Annotated in this window: 11 protein-coding genes; 2 read left to right on the top strand and 9 right to left on the bottom strand. The window is 73.5% G+C overall.

What is annotated here, in order from left to right; genetic code table 11:
* The 5 genes from ACWEN6_RS32470 to ACWEN6_RS32450 form a co-directional block, all read right to left on the bottom strand.
* Positions 1-2,166: a discoidin domain-containing protein gene (locus ACWEN6_RS32470; RefSeq protein WP_452575597.1), complete on the bottom strand. Its 2,166-nt coding sequence runs from the start codon at positions 2,164-2,166 to the stop codon at positions 1-3.
* 114 nt (positions 2,167-2,280) lie between these two features.
* A complete protein-coding gene (locus tag ACWEN6_RS32465; RefSeq protein WP_452575595.1) occupies positions 2,281-3,417 on the bottom strand; it encodes an ROK family protein in 1,137 nt (378 codons plus the stop codon).
* Between the two features lie 247 nt (positions 3,418-3,664).
* Positions 3,665-6,784 (bottom strand): AfsR/SARP family transcriptional regulator, encoded by a 3,120-nt coding sequence (locus tag ACWEN6_RS32460; RefSeq protein ID WP_452575593.1) that lies wholly within the window; start codon positions 6,782-6,784, stop codon positions 3,665-3,667.
* 150 nt (positions 6,785-6,934) lie between these two features.
* Positions 6,935-7,549 (bottom strand): hypothetical protein, encoded by a 615-nt coding sequence (locus ACWEN6_RS32455; RefSeq protein ID WP_452575591.1) that lies wholly within the window; start codon positions 7,547-7,549, stop codon positions 6,935-6,937.
* Positions 7,546-7,824 carry a hypothetical protein gene (locus ACWEN6_RS32450; RefSeq protein ID WP_452575589.1) on the bottom strand — a complete coding sequence of 93 codons (279 nt, stop codon included), beginning with the start codon at positions 7,822-7,824 and terminating at the stop codon, positions 7,546-7,548. The genes ACWEN6_RS32455 and ACWEN6_RS32450 overlap by 4 nt, the downstream gene beginning before the upstream one ends.
* A gap of 137 nt (positions 7,825-7,961) precedes the next feature.
* On the opposite strand from ACWEN6_RS32450, the gene ACWEN6_RS32445 reads away from it, so the two are divergent.
* Positions 7,962-8,678, top strand: coding sequence for a hypothetical protein (locus tag ACWEN6_RS32445; RefSeq protein ID WP_452575587.1), 717 nt, complete (start codon positions 7,962-7,964; stop codon positions 8,676-8,678).
* A 112-nt stretch (positions 8,679-8,790) separates the two neighbouring features.
* Here the strand turns inward: ACWEN6_RS32445 and ACWEN6_RS32440 are convergent, their stop codons facing one another.
* The 3 genes from ACWEN6_RS32440 to ACWEN6_RS32430 form a co-directional block, all read right to left on the bottom strand.
* Positions 8,791-13,176, bottom strand: a complete 4,386-nt coding sequence (locus ACWEN6_RS32440) for an FtsK/SpoIIIE domain-containing protein (RefSeq protein ID WP_452575585.1) — start codon at positions 13,174-13,176, stop codon at positions 8,791-8,793.
* 97 nt (positions 13,177-13,273) lie between these two features.
* Positions 13,274-13,567: a WXG100 family type VII secretion target gene (locus ACWEN6_RS32435; RefSeq protein ID WP_354851990.1), complete on the bottom strand. Its 294-nt coding sequence runs from the start codon at positions 13,565-13,567 to the stop codon at positions 13,274-13,276.
* Between the two features lie 88 nt (positions 13,568-13,655).
* Positions 13,656-15,812: a putative T7SS-secreted protein gene (locus ACWEN6_RS32430; RefSeq protein WP_452575583.1), complete on the bottom strand. Its 2,157-nt coding sequence runs from the start codon at positions 15,810-15,812 to the stop codon at positions 13,656-13,658.
* A 194-nt stretch (positions 15,813-16,006) separates the two neighbouring features.
* Here ACWEN6_RS32430 and ACWEN6_RS32425 point away from each other — a divergent pair, with 194 nt between their 5' ends.
* Complete coding sequence (locus ACWEN6_RS32425; protein ID WP_452575581.1) at positions 16,007-17,755, top strand: LysM peptidoglycan-binding domain-containing protein; 1,749 nt, start codon at positions 16,007-16,009, stop codon at positions 17,753-17,755.
* 115 nt (positions 17,756-17,870) lie between these two features.
* Here ACWEN6_RS32425 and ACWEN6_RS32420 read toward each other — a convergent pair whose 3' ends face one another.
* On the bottom strand, positions 17,871-18,431 hold the full coding sequence (locus ACWEN6_RS32420; RefSeq protein WP_452575579.1) for a sigma-70 family RNA polymerase sigma factor: 561 nt from the start codon (positions 18,429-18,431) through the stop codon (positions 17,871-17,873).
* Positions 18,432-18,497: the final 66 nt, after the last annotated feature.

Here is an 18,497-nt window from a genome sequence, read left to right as displayed (position 1 = left end):
TCAGGGGTAGCTGACCAGGTTGCTCGGGACGGTGGCGGTGCCCTGGGCGGGTCCGCCGGTGTTGTTGATCACGTGGGCGATGGTCCCGTTGCCGCCGAGGGAGACGGTCAGCAGGTCGTGGAACCGCACGCCCGACGTGGTGGGCGCCTCGAAGGCGCGGTCGGCCACGATCGAGGGGTCGACGTTGAAGTAGCAGTAGCTGCCCAGGCCCCAGCCCTCGTGGCTGGTCACCGAGTCGGCCACCTTGTAGGCGGCGTAACCGCGCGTGCCGCCGTTCATGAACGCCGCCTGGTTCGGCGGGTCGTAGGGCATCTCGTTCTGGAAGAAGATCGTGCGACCGCCCTGGCCGTTCCAGATGACCTCGTACTTCTGGTAGTGCTCGACGAACAGGCCGTAGGCCGTGACGTTGTTGCCGTTGACGATCAGCCCGGTGTCGGCGGGGTTGGTGGTCCAGCCGACGCCGGCGCCGTGGTCGGCACGCCAGGCCCAGATGTGGTCGATGATCGTGTTGCTGGTGTTCACCACCAGGCTGGTGGTCGCGCGCCCGGCGCCGGCGCCGCCGATGCGGAAGAAGACGTCCTGGACGGAGGCCGGGTTGGACGCGTGGCCGGCGGCCGAGGAGCCGTTCGGGCCGACCTGCAGCAGCACCGGCGAGTTGACCGTTCCGGCGTCGAACAACAGACCGGCGATCTTGACGCCGTCGACGTCGGCGGTCGACATCGCGGTCACGCCGTTGTCGGGGATCAGCGTGGGGTAGCCGATGCCGAGGACGACGGTGTTGGCCCTGGTCACGTTGAGCGTCTGGTTGAGGTGGTACACGCCCGGGGTGAACAGCAGGTTCAGGCCCTGGGCCAGCGCCTGGTTGAGGGTGGCGGCGCTGTCGGACGGCTTGGCGACGTAGAAGGCGCTGAGCGGGAGCGACGAGCCGGGGGTGGACCCGCCCGACCACGAGGCGCCGCTGGTGTTCTGGCGCAGCGAGGGGACGAACACGTTGTAGTTGCCCGCGGAGTCCACGTACAGGTAGGGCTTCTCCCTGGTCACCGGGCTCTGGCCGATGGTGGTGTACGGCGGGTTCGGGAAGCTCTGCGCGGGAGCGCCGACCACGCCGGAGAACACCATGTTCCACACGCCGTTGGTCCAGCCGCCGATCTGGCTGTCACGGGTGAGCCACTGCTGCTGGGAGTACGGGCCCACGGTGCCGTCGATCTTGCTGTCGGAGATGTAGCCGCCGCTGGCCCAGCCATAGCCGGAAGGCGCGAGGTTGAGGTTGCCCCGCACGTGGATGCGCCGGAACGGCGCCGCCTGCGACACCGCCCAGCGGTTCTCGCCGCCGGTCGGGGTGATCGACAGGTTCTCCGCCGACCGCCAGAAGTTCTGGGTGGCGTTGCCGCCGAACCAGCCGGCGTCGACGGTGACGCCGCCGTTGATCGTGACGTCGTCGGGGTTGCGGCCGAGGCCGGCGATGGAGGTGTAGAAGCCGATGTTGGCGTTGACGTTGTAGCTGCCCGGCTTGAACAGCAGCGCGTAGCGCTGGGTGCCGAACTGGTTGGACTCCTGGGTGCTGAAGACGGAGTTCAGCCTGCTCTGGATGGTGGAGCTCGCCATGGACGGGTCGAAGACGATCACATTGGAGCCGAGGTCGCCGCCGCCGGGCAGGTTCGGGCCGCCACCGCCGGTGCTGCCGTACACCTGGAACTCCCACAGTGAGTAGCCGTAGCCGGTGGCCCGGGCGGTGCCGTACATGCGGACGTAGCGCCCGCTGCCGGAGACGGCCAGCGTCTGGGTGCCGCCGGTGCCGGTGGTGGTGGAGTAGACGTCGGTCCAGGAGGACGCGTCGCCGGAGACCTGGATCTTGAAGGCCTTGCCGTACGCCGCCTCCCACCGGAGCACGACCTGGCTGATGGTGGCGGTCGCGCCGAGGTCGACCTGGATCCACTGGGGGTCGCTGAACGCGCTCGACCAGCGCGTCCCGGTGTCGCCGTCGACCGCCGCGGTGGCGGGCGTGCCGGCGTTCTCGGCGGACGAGGCGGTGACCGGCCTGCCTTGCGACAACAGGGTGTCGGCCGCGGCGGCCGGCCCGGTGACCATGAACGACGCCACGAAGGCGACGAGGGCGAGAAACGTCCCCGACAGGACATGCCTGCCGGAGCGCCGGGACAAGTGCACTGCTTCTCCTCACGACATGGGGGGTGCGCCACCGAAGTGGCGGGGGTGCGGAGAGCGCTCTCTCGCAAGAGCGTGCACATGTGCGGGCCGTAGTGTCAATGCTTAATTTAACTTCTATGACATAGTGCCGGCAGGAGCGGGAAACCGCGCGTCCTGGAGGAACTGCTCGATGACCAGGGTCGCCGCGCCCATGGCGACGGCCTCCGGGCCGAGGCGTCCCAGCACGATCGAGGTGGTCTTGTAGGGCTGGAGCAGGGTGTTGGCCGCCGTCGCGGCGCGGATGTCCACCAGCAGGCTCTTCCCGAGCATCAGGCCGGCCCAGCCGCCGATCACGATGCGCTCGGGGTTGAACAGGTGGATGAGGTTGGACAGCCCGACGCCGAGCAGTTCGACGGTCTCGTCGAGCACCGGGGAGCGTGATTCGAGCAGCCGGGCCAGCGCGGTCTCCTCCTCGGCCGAGTCGGCCACCACTCCGGCACGGTCCAAGATGGCCTCGGCGCCGACGTAGGCCTCCAGGCAGCCGCGACCGCCGCACTTGCACAGGCGCCCGCCTGCGACGATCTTCAGGTGCCCGATCTCACCCGCGGCGTGCCCGGCCCCGCGGTAGATGCCGCCGTCGGTGACGATCGTGCCGCCGACCCGCGAGCCGATCAGCATGACCACCGTGTCCGACGTGCCGCGCCCCGTGCCGAACCACAGCTCGGCCTGGCCCATCGTCTTGGCGCCGTTGTCCACCAGCAGCGGCAGCGACGTGCCCGCCCGCAGCATCGCCCCGAGCGGGACCGCCTGCCAGCCGAAGGTCTCGGCCTGGACGAGCGCGTCCGGCCCCGGCTCGACGATGCCCGGCACGCCGACGCCGACGCCGAGTACCTGGCCGGGGGACACCCCGCCCTCGCTGATCACCGAGTCGATGCCGACCAGGATGTGCCGCGCGACCAGCTCGGGATCGTGCCGCGCCGAGTGGACCGCGTACAGGGCCCGGGCCCGCTCGTTCATGTCCAGGTCGAACAGCTCGACCCTGACCTGCGTCTCGCCCACGTCCACGCCGACCACGAAGCCGAACTCGGGGTTGACGCGCAGCAGCACGCGGGGCCGGCCGCCGTCGGAGTCGACCAGCCCGGCCTCGACCAGGACGTTGTCGCCGAGCAGGTCTCCGGTCATCGTGCTGACCGTGGCGCCGCTCAGACCGGTCGCGTCGCACAGGTCGTTGCGGCTCGCGGCCCCGCCGAAATACAGGGCACGCAGGAGCATGGCCCGGTTCCCCCGCCGCACGTCTCGCACGGTTCTGCGCTCCGGCCTGCCCATTGGCCCCGCCTCCCTTGATTCCCGGTCATGTTAATTCAAGGCCCGAAACCCCTGCGTGCGAGCGCCGCGCCGGTCGCGTTACCGAAGCGTGTCCTCCGGTGCGACGACTTTGTTCAAGGCTTAGATTATGCTCCGGGAAATCCCTCCGGGCGAGGAGAGGAGACCGGCCATGGCCGAACCGGTGTCCGGGAGGCTACGACAGGGCGGCGGAGGTGGTCTCCAGAGCGTGGAGCCTGGCCCGGACGTCGTCGGCGCCCCCATGGCCCAGCTCGTCCAGACCGGCCAGCGCCCGCCGCAGGGCGCCGCGCGCCTTCTCCCGGCGGCCGGCCGCCAGGTGGGTCTCGCTCAGGCGGGTCAGCGTGTCGGACTCGGCGTACCGGATGCCGAACCGCCGGTACAGCTCCAGGGCCCGCTCGTAGCTCGCGGTCGCCTCCTCGTAGCGGCCCAGATGGTGCAGGGCGTAGCCGATGCTGTCCAGCGTGTCGGCCTGGGCGTAGTGGTCGCCGAGACCCTCCAGCAGGGTCAGGGCGCGCCGGCAGTGGATCAGCGCATGCTCGTGGCGGCCCAGCAGGGCGTGGTACCACCCCACCGCGTTCAGCGAGGCGGCCTGGCCCGGATGGTGGCCCGCGACCAGGAACAACTGGTGGGCCCGCTGGGCGTGGATCAGCGCGCTCTCGTACCTGCCGCGCAGTTCGAGCACCCAGCTGAGGATGCGGTGGGTGTGCGCCTGCGCGACGACGTCCCCGGTGTCGGCGAACAGCTCCAGCGCGCGGTCCAGGTGGAGCATCGCCTCGTCGTGGCGGCCGAGGTGGGCCGCGGCGCGGGACAGGCCGCGGTGGGAGTGGGCCATGCCCGTGCGGTCGCCGAGGCGCTGCGCGGCCTTGAGGGCGACGCGGTGCGAGGCGGCGAGATCATGCCAGTGCCCGCGCCTGCCGAGGAAGTGGGCCATCGCCCAGGCCAGCCGCCAGGCCGAGTCGTCCAGACCGGCGTCCGCGGCCGTCGCCACGACGGCGAGCAGCACGACGTGCTCGACGGTCAGCCAGTCGGACGCCTCCTCCAGATCGGCCGGCTCGTCGGGGTGCACCCCGGGCGCGGGCGGCGGCAACGGGATCGCGTCGCGGTGCGAGGTGAACAGCCGGGCCGCCCGGTGCGCCGAGTGCAGGTAGTGGTCCACCATCCGCCGGACCGCAGCCCGCCGGTCGGCCTCGGTGTCCTCGGCCTCACCCCGCTCGGCGGCGTACGCGCGCAGCAGGTCGTGGCCGGTGTAACGGCCCGGGACGTGCTCGGTGAGCAGGTGCGCGCGGGTCAACTCGGCCAGCGGCGCACGGGCCCGGCGGACGGGGACCCCCGCGAGCGCGGCGGCGGCCGAGACGCTGACGTCGGGGCCCGGATGCAGGGCCAGCAGGCGGAACAGCCTCGCCGCGGGCGGGGTGAGCGCCTGGTAGGACCAGGAGAACACCGCGCCGACGTCCGCGCCGTCCGCGCCGGTGAAGGCGTCCAGGCTGCCGTGGGCCGCGCGCAGCTCGGCCGCGATGGCGGCGAGCGGGAAGGCCGGGTTGGTCGCCGCCCGCGCCGCCGCGATGGCCAGCGCGATCGGCAGGCGGGCGCACAGCGCGGTGATCTCCCGCACCGCCGCCGGCTCCGCGCTCACCCGGCCTGGGCTGAGCCGCAGCGCCAGGAACTCGCGGGCCTCGGCGTCCGACAGCGCCTCCAGCGTCAGCGAGCGGGCGCCCTCACCTGCCACCAGCCCCGAGAGCCGGTGGCGGCTGGTGACGATGGCCAGGCAGCCGGGCGTGCCGGGAAGCAGCGGCCGGACCTGCTCTGAGTCGCGGGCGTTGTCCAGCAGCACGAGCACCCGCCGCTCGGCCAGCAGGCTCCGGTACCGTGCCGCGAGGACGTCCAGGCCGCTGGGCATGTCGCGCGCCGAGACGCCGAGCGCTCCGAGGAAGTGGCGAAGCACCTCGGAGGGGTCCTGTGGGCCGCCGGGGCTGAAGCCGCGCAGGTTGACGTAGAGCTGGCCGTCGGGGAACCGGTGCGCGATGCGGTGGGCCCAGTGCACGGCCAGCGTGGTCTTGCCGATGCCGGCCATGCCGCCGATGGTGCTGATCACCGCGGTCGCCGGGGGGCCGTCCCCGCAAGGGAGCAGGTCGTGCACGCCGGCCAGTTCGGCGCGCCGCCCGGCGAACGACGGCAGGTCCGCCGGCAACTGCGCCGGTCGCACGATCTCCCCGGTCTGCCCGGCTTGCCCGATGGGACCGGCCTGCACGGTGTGCCCGGCCTGCACGGTGTGCCCGGCCTGCACGATAGGCCCGGCTTGCCCGGTGTGTCCCGCGTCCCGGCCGGCCCCGGACCCGCCGCCCGCGGAGGACGCGGGCCCCTGGTCACCGGCGGACGCGCTCGCGTCCGGCCCGGTCGCGGACGCGGGCCCGGCGGACCCGCCCGGAGCGGCGGACCCGGTCGGCGGGGCGGACCCGGTCGGCGGGGCGGACCCGGTCGGCGGGGCAGGCCCGGACGACAGGAGAGAGCGCGCCGAGGCGCCGGGCGAAGGGGCCTGTGTCTCCTGGAGCACCCGCTCGTGGGCCGCGCGCAGGCCGGGGCCCGGGCTGATGCCGAGAGCCTCGTCCAGCCGGGTGTACATCGCCCGGTACACCTCCAGCGCCCCCGCGCGGTGGCCGGTGGCCGCCAGCACGAGCAGCAGCCGCGTGTGCAGGGGCTCGTCGAGCGGGTTCGCCTCGGCCGCCTGCTGGAGCCGCGGGACGAGCCGCGCGACCGAGCCCGCCCGCAGCGCGGTGTCGGCCGCCTCCTTCAGCACCTCCAGGTACTCCTGGTCCAGGGCCGAGAACAGCGGGTGGACCCGTACCTCTTCGGAGACGCCGTCGGCGGCCGGCCCTCGCCACAGGTCGAGCGCCTCGGTCAGCAGGCTCGCCGCGGTCTCGTCGTCGGAGGCCGCGCGCGCCCGGCCGGTCAGGGCGCGGAAACGGAGCAGGTCCAGCGAGCGTTCGTCCAGATCGAGCCGGTAGCCGCCGCCGCTGCGCACCAGCCAGCGTCCGACCGCGCGCCGCGGCAGGCCGGGCTCCAGCAGCCGCCGCAGCGCCCCGATGTGCCGCTGGACGACGTTGACCGCGCTCTCGGGCGGGTCGTGTCTCCAGAGGACGTCGACGATCTCGGCCAGCCCGGTGGGACGGCCGGCCCGGGCGAGCAGGATCGAAAGCACCTCGCGCTGCTTCGGCGGCCCGAGCGCCATCTCTTCGTCGCCCCGCCAGGCGAGTACGGGCCCGAGGACCGCGAACCGCACCTGACCGTTGGGCGTCATCTCCGATTCCAATGGCACAGTACCCCTGACCTGCCACGTTCTTGACGATCATCATGGACGCGGCCATGCGCGTCACTTTCGTCAAGTATGGGAGATGGAGGAGTATGGCCGTGCAGAAAGCGATTCGGATTCGGTAGGAACGGCCCGGCGCTATCCCCCGGCGGGCAGGAACCGGAACGTCCCGCTGATCGCGTCGAACAACGCGTAGACCGCCGCCTCCAGCGGGAGGTTGGGGCTGGCGCAGGTGATGATCAGATAGTCGCGCTCGGCGCCCGGAAGCGGCACCACGGTGTGCATGGTGAGCATCCGTACGGAAAGTTCGGTGGTGAAGGAGGCGTCCTCGGTGCCGGTGATCCTGGCCACCTGCCCGATGTCGGGCAGAGTGACGGTGGTCACCTTCCGGTCCGTGGGCGTCCTGTCGGCGCCCGGCCCGGACGCGCCGGGCGCCAACTGGGCGGTCAGCACCGGCAGCGTCAGCTCGCGGCCCGGCGGCACGGTGACGGCGAAGACCATCGTGTACCCCATGAAGAGCCCGTCGTCGAACATCGTCGCGGTGCCGGCGGCGAACAGCGCGCCGCGGCGGCGCGCGGCCCTGGCGACCTCGCGGGCCTGGCGGAACAGGTCGTTGATCGCCGCCTTCTCCCGCACGCCGTTGGTCATGGCGAGGGCGGCGGCGCGGGTCTCGGCGAGCGCGTCGCCCGAGACGTCGAGATCCGCCCAGGAGTCCGGCACGTCGAGGACGAAACGGTCGACGGGGGCGATCATTTGGCGTCCAGGTGGGCCACGGCCTTCTGGTCCGTCTCGTTCATCTGCTGCACGATCTGGTCGACGGCCTTCTTGATCGTCTCGCACTGGTGGTGGAGCTGGATGCGCCCGTCCTTCCAGCGCTTCTCGAAGTGCTCACCCTGATCGATCAGCGGGGAGCCCAGGGCGCGATCCAGGTCGATGCCCGACTTGTCGGTGTCGATGTGGTCCAGTACCGAGCCCAGCGCCCGCGACACCTGCTCCAGCTCGGCATCCGGAATATCGATTTTGGCCATCGTGCCCCCCGGGCGGATCTCTCTTCTCCTCGGTACCGCGTACCGTCTGCTCCCCTGCACACGTAGCCGGGCCCCCCGAAGGTTCACACTCCGGCACGGTTTTGAACCCCTCGGGCCGTTCGCCTCGTGTTCCGCGAGTGAGAATCCAAAGCAACCCCCGCCCGGCCGGCCGGGCGGGCGTCCGCGCGCTGGCCGTGGCCGTCGCCCTGTGCGGCATGACCGGCGCGGCCGGCTGCGGCAAGGTCATCAGCATCAACGACGCCGCTCCCGCCTCCTCCGCCCCGGCTCCCGCCCCGCCGTCCTCCTCGGCGCCGCCCGCCGCGGACCCCGCCTCGTCCGCTCCGGCGGGCACGGGCGACACCGGCGGCCAGGAGTTCGGCCCCGGCGGCCCGCTGCAGCTCGTCAACGGATCGGCCGCGGACAACGGCGCGACCGGTGACGGCGGGACGGTGACCGGGGACGCGGTCCAGGAGCAGCCCCCGGTCTGGGTCCAGCTCACCGGCGTCCGCTCCCGCACACTGGACGCCCACGTCGTCGACGTCAACCAGTCGACCCTCTACCGGTTCGACAAGGATTCGGCCGATCCGTCCCGCTCCACCTGCGAAGGCGACTGCGCCGTCACCTGGCCGCCCGTCACGATCAAGCTGGGCGGCAAGGTGTACGTCCGAGGCGTCCGGCCGGCGGCCGTCGGAGCGATCCGGCGCGGCGACGGCCGTATCCAGCTCACCATCGGCGGCTGGCCGGTCTACCGCTTCTCCAAGGACCAGGTCCCCGGCGACGAGAAGGGCCAGGGGGTCGGCGGCACCTGGTTCGCCGTCGCCCTCGACGGCTCCAAGGCGACCCCCATCAAGTGAGACCCCCGGCCGGTGCCGCGGGAACGGGCCGGCCGCGACATGGCGGTGGGGCGGGTCAGGGAGATCGTCCCGGATCCGCCCCACCGCGATCGACGGGCGGTTCGCGCCGCCGTCAGCCGGCGGGCGCCGTATACGGCGCCTGCACGGTGGTCAATGTGCCGTCTCCGAGGTGGAGCAGGCCGCGCCCCGGCTGCGGCGCGCGGCCGACCAGGCCGCGGGTGAGCCGCACCCCGATGACCTCGCCGTCGCTGAGGCCCTGCGGGGACAGCAGCATCCCCGACCGGTTCCGCTTCACCTGCCCCACCCAGCCGGCGAGCCCGAGTGACAGCGCCTCGGCGTTGCCCGCCAGCACCAGACCCCAGCCGTTCCCCGCGCCGCCGCGGGCGAGCAGCGACAGGTCGGCGTCGATCTCCGACTGCATGAACAGCTCCGCGTCGTCCACGATGATCACCGCGTTGTCCTCCGGGACGTCGCCGAGCGCCGCTCGGAAGTCCGCGACCGTGACCTCCGCGTCGGTGAAGACGATCCGCACGCCCGGCGTCCCCGCGAGGTCGCGCAGCGGCGAACGGCGCGGCGCGAGGATGATCACGCCCGTCCCCTGTTCCAGCAGCGAGCGCGCCACGGTGACCAGCGCGGTGCTGCGGCCGGTCCGGGGCGGCCCGGCGATGACGAACGTCGGGACGTCGGCCAGGTCGGGGCCGAGGGCGGTCAGCGTGTCCCCGCCGATGGCGACGAGCGGGCGCATCGGCCCCGGGGCGGCGCGCAGCGCCGAGGCGCTCTCGTAGGTGATCCGGTCGGGCAGCAGGTCCAGCCGGATCGGCCGCCGCGACCGCGGGACGTCGGCCTCGCGGGCGGTCAGCTCCTCGCCGAGGGCCGTGAGGATGGACGCCTGGGCGGTTCCCGACAGGTCGGGCCCGAGGACGGCGATCTGCACCTCGCTGGTGTCCTGCACCCGGATGCCGCGGCCCGGAGGGGGGGCGGAGGGCGCCGACCGGGAGCTGAGGCCGACCGAGGAGTAGTCGGCGCGGTCGTTCAACCGCAGAACGATCTTGTCCTCGGTGGTGCCCGCGTACCGGCCCGAACCGAGGATACGGTCGCCGGCCAGCACGACGTGCAGCCCCACCCCGGCGCCGTCGCGCAGCAGACGCAGCATGCGCTCCAGGTAGCTGCCGTTGTCGTAGCTGCTGAACTCCCGCTCGAACACCTCGAACCGGTCGACCATGAGCACGATGTGCGGCGGCCGTTCGCCGGGGGGCGCCATCCGCCGGTACTCCGCCAGGTCGGCCGTGCCGCGGGCGCCGAGCAGCGACTGGCGGGCGGTCAGCTCCGCGGTGAGCCGGTCCAGCAGACGCCCGAGACGCTCGATCTGGTTGCGGTCCACGACCGCTCCGCAGTGCGGCAGCGCGGTGAGCGCGTTCAGGGCGCCGTTGCCGCAGTCGATGCCGTACATGTGCACGTCGTCGGCCCCGTGGGCGGAGGCCAGCCCGGCGGCCAGCGTGCGCAGGGTCTGGGAGCGCCCGCTGCGCGGCGAGCCGATGATGTGCAGGTGCCCGGAACGGTCGAGGTCCAGCACCAGCGGGCGCCGCGCCTGGTCGGCGGGCAGGTCGATCAAGCCGTAGTTGACCGGCGGCAGCGCCGCGTCCCGGTCGTCGCGCGGCTTGGGCCCGGCGGGCGGCGCCCACTCCAGCACCTCGGGCAGCGGCGGCAGCCACGGGCTGGGCTGGGCGGGCACACCCGTCGCCCGCGCGGCGTCCGCGATGGTCCTCACCAGCACGGCGAGATCGGTGATGGCCTCCTGCGCGTCCGCCGCGTTCTTGGCGCGGACGGCCGGCGGCAGCGGGCCGCCGAGCTCCGGCCAGCCGACGCCCCGAGCCCGCACCCTCACCTCGGTGGAGGCCACGACCGAGCCGGCCGGCCGGCGCCCGCCCACCCGCCCCGCCTGGAACGGCAGCAGCGCCGAGGGCCCGAGCCGCGCGAACGCGCGGCCGGGCGTGCCGGGGGAGATGGCGCCGGAGTCGGGCGCGTCGATGATGTCGCGGCTCTCGGTGCCGTCGGTCGTGCGCAGCGCGATCCGCAGGTTGGTGTTGGCGCGGATGTCAGCGGTCACCGCCCCGCTCGGCCGCTGCGTGGCGAGCACCAGGTGGATGCCGAGCGACCGTCCGCGCTGGGCGATGTTGACCAGGCCGGCGACGAAGTCCGGCAGTTCCCTGGCCATCGAGGCGAACTCGTCGATCACCAGGAGCAGGCGGGGCAGCGCGGCCAGGACATCGCCGCCACGCGTCCGCTTGTCCAGATAATCCTCGATGTCCTTCGCGCCCGCCTCGGCCAGCAGATGCTCCCGGCGACGCAGCTCCGCGCCCAGGGAGACCAGAGCGCGTTCCACCAGGTGGGTGTCCAGGTCGGTGACCAGGCCGACGGTGTGCGGCAGGTCGGCGCACTCGGCGAAGGCGCTGCCGCCCTTGTAGTCGACCAGCACGAACGTCATCTCGTCCGGGCGGTTGACGACGGCGAGGGTGGCCACCAGGGTCTGCAGCAGCTCGGACTTGCCGGCGCCGGTCGTCCCGGCTATCAGCGCGTGCGGGCCGTCCCGCACCAGGTCCACCGAGAAGTCTCCGTCGTAGCCGGCGCCCAGGACGGCCCGCGTGCTGCGCCCCGCCAGCGCCCACCCGGCCGAGATCGCCTCGGACGTGGGCGGCTCGATGCCCAGCAGGTCCAGCAGCCGCACCGAGCCGGGAAGGGCGCTCTCGTCGGTGTCGCCGACGCCCCGCAACGGCGCGAGCGCGCGGGCGAGCCGCTCATACCAGCCACGCTCGGGAAAGTCCACGCGCACGTTCTCCGGCGCCGCGCCCTGCGCGGTCCGCACCCGGACGCCGTCCTCCTCGACGGCGACCACCGCCGCGCACTCCTCCGGCAGCGACCGCTCCTCGCGGTCCACGCAGATCGTGTAGACGCCGACGGCGGGGCCGTCGCGCAGCAGGCCGACCACTCCGGGAAGCGAACGCGCCCGGCGGGCCTGGGTGAGGACGACGAGGATGTCGGGCGAGCCCGCCGCCCCGCCGCGCTGCGCGTCCGCCCCGGCCGCCGCGCGCGAGGCCACGAGCTGCCCGAGCTCGCCGATGCGGCGGGCCATCGAATCGCTGGTGCTGCCCACCAGCGCGTAGGCGTCCTCGCCCTGCGGCTGGCAGTGCGGCAACCAGCGCACCCACGACCAGGCGTCCTCGCCGTCCGGGCCGGCCAGCACGACGATGCGCAGGTCGGACGGGCTGTGCAGGGCCGCGGCCTGCGCGGTCATCCAGCCCGCGAGGTTCGCCGCGTCCTGGCCGGCGACGCCGGTCACACCGGAGCCGCGCAACGGGATCGCCACGGGCACCTGGGTCAGCCAGGGCGTCGTGGTGCGGCGGTACTCCTCCAGGGTCGGGTCCTCGACGCTCAGCGAGGACGGCAGATCGGCGGTGCCCACCCGCACGTCCAGGAAGTCGGGGTCGCGCCACCTGCGCTCCCACAGCCGCTCGGACGGCGACGAGGCCGTCTGCAGCAGCGACGCCGGGTCGGGCAGCGACAGGCGGAGCGCGTTCTGCTCGCGCAGCACCGCGTCGTCCACGGCGGCGCGCACGCGCGCCATGGACGCCTCGTGCTCGCGCAGCTTCTCCTGATAACTCGCCTGCGTCTGCTTGCGCCCGCCGAACTGGGTCAGCAGCGCGCCGAGCGGCGACAGCAGGGCGAGGAACACGAACGACCAGCGGCCGGTGGTAAGGATGGCGACCAGCGCGCCGCCCACCGGCACCAGCAGGATCGGCAGCAGCGGGATCGGCCGCTTCTCCGGCTTGGTCGGCGCGGTGGGCAGCCGGAAGCGGCCGCCGCCTCCGGACGGCCGGAATCGCGGCGGCCGGTTGAACTCAAGGCCCAGGCCGTCCGCCGCCGGGGTCAGCGGCACCCGCCTGCTCACCGGGACGGCGAGCTCCAGCAGGCTGCCGCCCGCGGTGAGCTGGCTGCCCTCCGGCCAGGTCGCCGTCCCCGACAGCTCCTTGCCGTCGAGCGACGCCTGGCCGTGCGCCGTCACCTCCACGGTGCCGTCCACCCGGACCCGCGCCCGGGCCGCGATCGGCGGCGCCCCGGCCGACAGCCGGACGCGGCAGGCGGCCCCGCCGCCGATCTCGTAGTCACCGGGCGGCAGCCGGAAGGACGTCCCGGCCGCCGGTCCGCTGACCACGCGCAACTCGGCCAGGCCCTCGGGCTCCCGCTCCCCGGGAACGGGGACGTCGAGCCCGAGGTCCATGCCGTCACGGACCCCGGCCGCGTACAGGGTGGCCGCCGGGTCGGCCGGCTCGGCGCCGATGTAGAGCACCGGACCCGCCGTCCTGGCGTGGCCGCCGAGGTCGACGGCGTTCGCCAGTTCCGCGGCCAGTCGCCCCACCGGCGCGGAGGGGTCGGTGTCCACGGTGACGGCCGTGGAGACCTCCATGTCCAGGGGGGTCCGGACGCTTACGTTCAGACGCACGGTGATCGAGTCCCTTGTGCGAAGCGGTCGGGTGAGGGCCGGCGGTGGCCGGCCCGGGGGCGGGGCCGCCGCGGCATGGCGCCGTGGCGGCCGGCCGTCAGGACAGGTTCGAGCCGAGCTGGTCGTCGGTCTGCGAGAACGCCTCGCCGACGGCCTTCACGTACTGGCCGATGCCCTGCAGCGACTGGTTCACCGAGTCGAAGCCCTTGGCGAACTCGTCGAAGAAGGGCTGGAACTTCTGCTGCGCGGCCGGGGTGCTGTACCCCTGCGCCAGCAGGTTCTGGATCTTGCCGCGGACCTCGCTGAGCTTGTCCTGGAGCTGCGAGAAGTCGTTGAGCAGCGCCGCCGAGGTCGAGGCGGTCTCGTCGGAGTTGACGGTGAAGTTGGGCATGGTCTCTCTCCTGAACGGTCGTTGTCATCCATCCACCGAAAGGTGGCGGTCTCGTGGGGCCCGTCCGAGGCCGGCCGGGCCGATGGGGTCAGGGGGCGGCCGGTGGCGGCGGGAGGGTGTCCGGGGTCTCGGACACCGTGGGAGACGGCGGAAGCGGCGTGTTCTGCGCCTGCGTACTCGGCGACGGCGGGGGCGCGTCACCCGACGACGGGGCGGTGGCGCTGCTCGGGGAGGCGGTGGCGCCGGTGGGCGACGGCGGAGGTGTGCCCGGGGCGGTGGCGCCGGTGGGCGACGGCGGAGGTGTGCCGCCGCCCGTCCCAGAGGCGCCGCCCGTCCCGGACGCGCTGCCGGTCCCGGACGTGCCGGACGTCGGCGTGGCCGCGGTGTCCGCGGTGGCCGGGGCCGGACCGGTCGCGGAACTCGGCGCGGACCCCGAGCCCGCCGCCGTCCCGGCGGAGGTGGCGCCCGCGCCGCCCGCGGAATCCGGACCCTGAGCCGCCACGGGAGAGGCGGGGGCGGAAGCAGGGCCCGCGGCCGGTGATGATGGCGCCGCGTCGGGACCGGCGGCCGGTGATGAGGCCGCCGAGCCGGTAGCGGCGGTCGGAGAGGACGGCGCGGCATCGGGACCCGCGGCGGGCGAGGAGGGGCCGGTGCCGGTGGTCGGTGACGCTGGTGGGGAGGCCGGAGCGGTGGTGGGGGAGCCTGGCGCGGCGTCGGGACCCGTGGTGGGTGTGGAGGGAATGGTGTCGGGCGGGTTGGTGGACGGCGTGGTGCCGGGGCCGTTGTCGCCGGTGGTCGGGCGGGGAGTGCCCTTGGTGGGGAAGATCGAGTCGATCTTGTCGGCGATCGGGCGCTTGCCGACCGAGCCGACGGTCTTCGGCAGGATGTTGCCCGCCTCGCCGGCTATCGCCTCCTTGGGATCCGCTCCCTCGCTGATCGCGACGCCGACCTTGACACCGGCGGACGCGCCCTCCGGGATCAGCTCCTCGGCCTGCTGGATGGCATTGTCCTTGAACGTGGGCTTGGGCGCGGCGGCGCCGGAACCGGCCGCGCCGGCGGCGGCCGGAGCGGGGGCCTCGGGGCCGTCCGGCCGGGGGGTGAAGGCGCCCCCGCCGAAGTCGCCGCCGCGGCCGGCCTTGATGCCCTTGAAGATCCCGCCGCCGACGGCGGCGGCGGCCGCGCCCCCCAGCAGGTTGCCCGCGGTGATCTCGTCGCCGTTGAGCTTCTTGACGACCGCCTCCTCGCCGACGCCCTTGCCGAACTGGCCGATCGTCCCGGTGATGAGCTTGCCGCCTGGGCTGTCGAAGGCGATGGTGAACGGCTTGCTGGTGGTGAAGGTCTCGCTGATCTTGCCGATGTTGCCGGAGACCGTCTGGAAGAATTTGCCCGACTCCGCGCCGCCCTTGAACAGCCCGGGTGCGATCTTCGTGCCGACGGCGCTGATCCCCCGTCCACCGGCACGGAGCACGGATCCGCCGGGCACCAGGGCGATCAGACCGGCGGCGAAGTCGCCGAGTTTGAAGTCGCCTGTCGCTAATTGCTGGATCGTCTGGAATGCGAACAGCGCCGCGCCGAGGACGAACCCGATCACCGGGAAGAAGATCGTGACGACCGCCACGAGGATGTCGAGAAGGATCTTCACGAACGGGAAGTCCTTGAAGAAGTCCGCGATCTTCTGGAAGAAGTTGCGTTCGGGGATCGCCTTCGCCGCGGCGTCGTCCAACTCCCGGCCGGCCCGGCTGGAGGCCTGCTCGCGCAGGCTCCGGGCCTGCTCGGCGAGGCTCCGGGCGGCGGACATGGTCTGGTTGGCGGCGTTGATGCCATCTTCCTGCTTGCGGGCCGCGTCCTTCTGCTCGTCGCTCGCGTCCGGGGGCAGGGACGGCGCGCTCTGCCCGGCCGTGCCGGCGACGGGCCCGGCCTGGTCCATAGCGCGGTCCACCTGCGACTGCGCCTCCTGGAGCTGAGAGGCATAGGTCTTGTAGGCGCTCGCGGCCGACTCGAAGGAGTCGCGAGTCTTGGCCAGTTTGTCCGGGAGGGACTTGAGCTGGGCGCGCAGGGCGTCCATCGCCTTGCCGGTTCCCTGCTCGACGGCGCCGCCCTTGCCGAGGATCTGCGCGGCGGTGCTCGCCTGGTCCGCGATCTCCTGGTAGCGGTCGGCGAGTCGCCGGATCTCGTCCGGGTCACCAGGTGCCGGATCGTCCGACATCCCGAGCACGTCGAAGCCCGAGGTATGCCGTCGTGCCACGTGATCCCCCCGAAGTGATGGCTCCTGTCGCCCGATACACGGGGACGGCGGACCGAAGGGTTCATGGTCGGATGGAAGAAATTCAGGTCGAACTTTCTCCCCTTCCATCACGTGTGCCCGGAAGAGGCGCAGGTCCGAGTGGACCCCGCATGAGGTGAGGCCGGCGGGTGCCGTGCCGGGAATGGGTGGGCCACATGGTGAGCGGTCGGTGGGAGAGGGCGCGGCGGGCGGCCATCGTGATCCCGGCTCTGTGGGCGATCTTCTTCTCGGCGTGGACGCCGGTCGCGGCGAACGCCTCCGCCGCGACCGCGGTCCCGCCTCCGGGGACGGTCGCCCCGATCGCGGTCTTGTCCGCAGGGATGGTCGCCCCGACCGCGGTCCCGCCCGCGGGGATGGTCGCCCCGGCCGCGGCCTTGTCCGCGGGGACGGTGCCCGGGTCGTGGGCGATGGGCGTCGTCACCGCGAGGAGCCTCCCTTCCCGCGCGATCTTCTCCGCGACCTCCGCGCGGGACGGCGACGACCTGATCAAGGTGTACGTGGTGCGGACGGCGGAGCGGAACGGCGGGCGACCGGATTCGCTCACCGCCATCGCGGCGCGCACGCTGGGCGACGCCAACAGAGCCGGTGAGATCTTCCAGCTCAACGCCGGGCGTCCCCAGTCCGACGGATCGTCGTTGCGGGATCCGCGCGAAGTGCGGCCCGGCTGGATCCTGCGGCTGCCCGCCGACGCCAACGGCCCCGACGTCCAACTCGCCCGCGAGACGAGCCCCGGCTCCGGCCAGGAGAACGGTTCCGGTCAGGGGAACGATTCCGGCCAAGGGAACGATTCAGGTCAGAGCACCGGCTCTGGCCAAGGTGACGGTTCTGGCCAGGGTGACGGCGCCGGTCAGGGGAACGGTTCTGGCCAAGGGAACGGTGCCGGTCAGGGGAATGGTTTCAGCCAGGGGAAAGGTGCCGGCCAAGGGGACGAGTCCGCTCCCGTGGGCGGCTCGCCCGCCGCGAACGCCGTCGTGCTGCCGCTGCCCATCGTGCTCTCCGTGCTGGGCGCGCTGCTCCTCGGGCTGCTGACCGCGGCGATCGTGGCCAGGCGGCGGCTCCGGCGGGCGTTCGCCTGGGTCCCGCGACTGATCCGCCGCCTCGGCGAGCCGGCCCGCCGTGCGCGCCGGCTGGCCTACCGCAGGTCGCTGGCCCAGGCCTTCGCCGGGGACGTGGAGGCGCCGCGCCGCGCCTACGCGGCGCTCTCCGAGCTGACCGGCCCGGAAGGGTACCCGGTGCACGCGATGTCGGTGGACGACGCGGGCGTCACCGCGTGGGTGGCGACCCGGGACGAACCGCCGGCGCCGTGGCGTGACCTGGGCGGGTCGCGGTGGCGGCGTCCGGCCGACGCCCCCACGCCCGCCGCCCGCCGGGCCCACCCCGCCCCCGGAACTCCGACGCCGTTGCTGGTGCGGGTCGGGGTGGACGACCAGGGCGGCAAGGTGTTCGTGGACCTCAGCCGGCTCGACGGGGTGCTGAGCGTGACCGGCGACCGTGCCGTGACCGGCGACGTGGTGCGGGGTCTGCTCGCCGAGGTGGCGCGGAACGCCCCGGCCACGCCGGTCGCCGTGCTGCCGCGGCCGGGGGCCGAGGCGGTGGCGGTGCCGGCCGGCCTGCCGCGGGTCGAGGCGCCGAGGCCCGGCTCGGCGGCCGTCGTCGCGGGCGCGCGCGGTACGGGGACGCTGCGCGCGGCGGCTCAGCGCCGCCTCCTGCGGGCGTTGCTGGTGGTCCCCGGGCCGCAGACGGGGGAGGAGGCCGCGGACCTGGCCGCGTTCTGCGACCCGGCCACCGGATGGACCGCCCTGGTGTGCGGCGACGCCGACGGCGCCCACTGGCGCTGGCAGGCCCAGCCGGACGGCTCGGTCGAGATCCCCGTGCTGAACCTCACCGTGTCGGCCCCCGCGTGAGCCCCCGGCCGTGCGAGTTCGGCGGGTCAGGCCATGCCGGACGGCTTGGCGGGTATCCCGTGCCGGGTTCGGCCGCGCCGGCTTCCGCGTGAGCCCTCGGCGGTACGAGCCCGGATCAGGTCAGGGCGGGGGAGGGCGTGGGGCGCTCGCGTCTTCTGAGGTGGTCCAGGGCGTAGTGCTGCCGGGACTTCGCGGTGCCGACGGGGATGCCGAGGTCGTCGGCCGCCTCCCGGAGGGTGCGTCCGCGCAGGTAGGTGTGCACCAGCACCTCCCTGTGCTCGGCCGACAGCGAGCCGAGCATCTCCGCGACCGCCACCGAGGCCACCACGGCGTCCGCGTGGTCGCGCTGCGTGGGGTCGAACATGTCGGCGCCGGTCACCTCGTGCCGGTGGAACCCGCTCCTGGACCGGTCGATCACGAGGTTGCGGGCGACCGTGAGCAACCAGCCGCGGACCGACCCCTCGCCGTCGCGCAGCCGCTCGGCGTTGTGCCAGGCGCGGACCATGGTCTCCTGCACGATGTCCTCCGCCAGATGGCGGTCGTTCAGGAGCTTCTCGGTGTAGGCCAGCAGGGCCTTCTCGTGCTCTCGCACGAGGGTGCCGAGGTGGCGTTCCCGTGTGCCCTCCGCATTCTCCTGCGGCGCGGCCGACGGGGTGAGCGATTGGGACGTTCTCATATTCCCTTCCAGAGGGACCACAGGCCGATCCGTGGCGGATGATCGCGCCGCCACGTGGGGGCGCGC

Source organism: Sphaerisporangium sp. NPDC004334 (assembly GCF_053602655.1).
The sequence above is the reverse complement of the archived record's forward strand: the minus strand, read 5'-3'. Positions and strand labels throughout refer to the sequence as shown.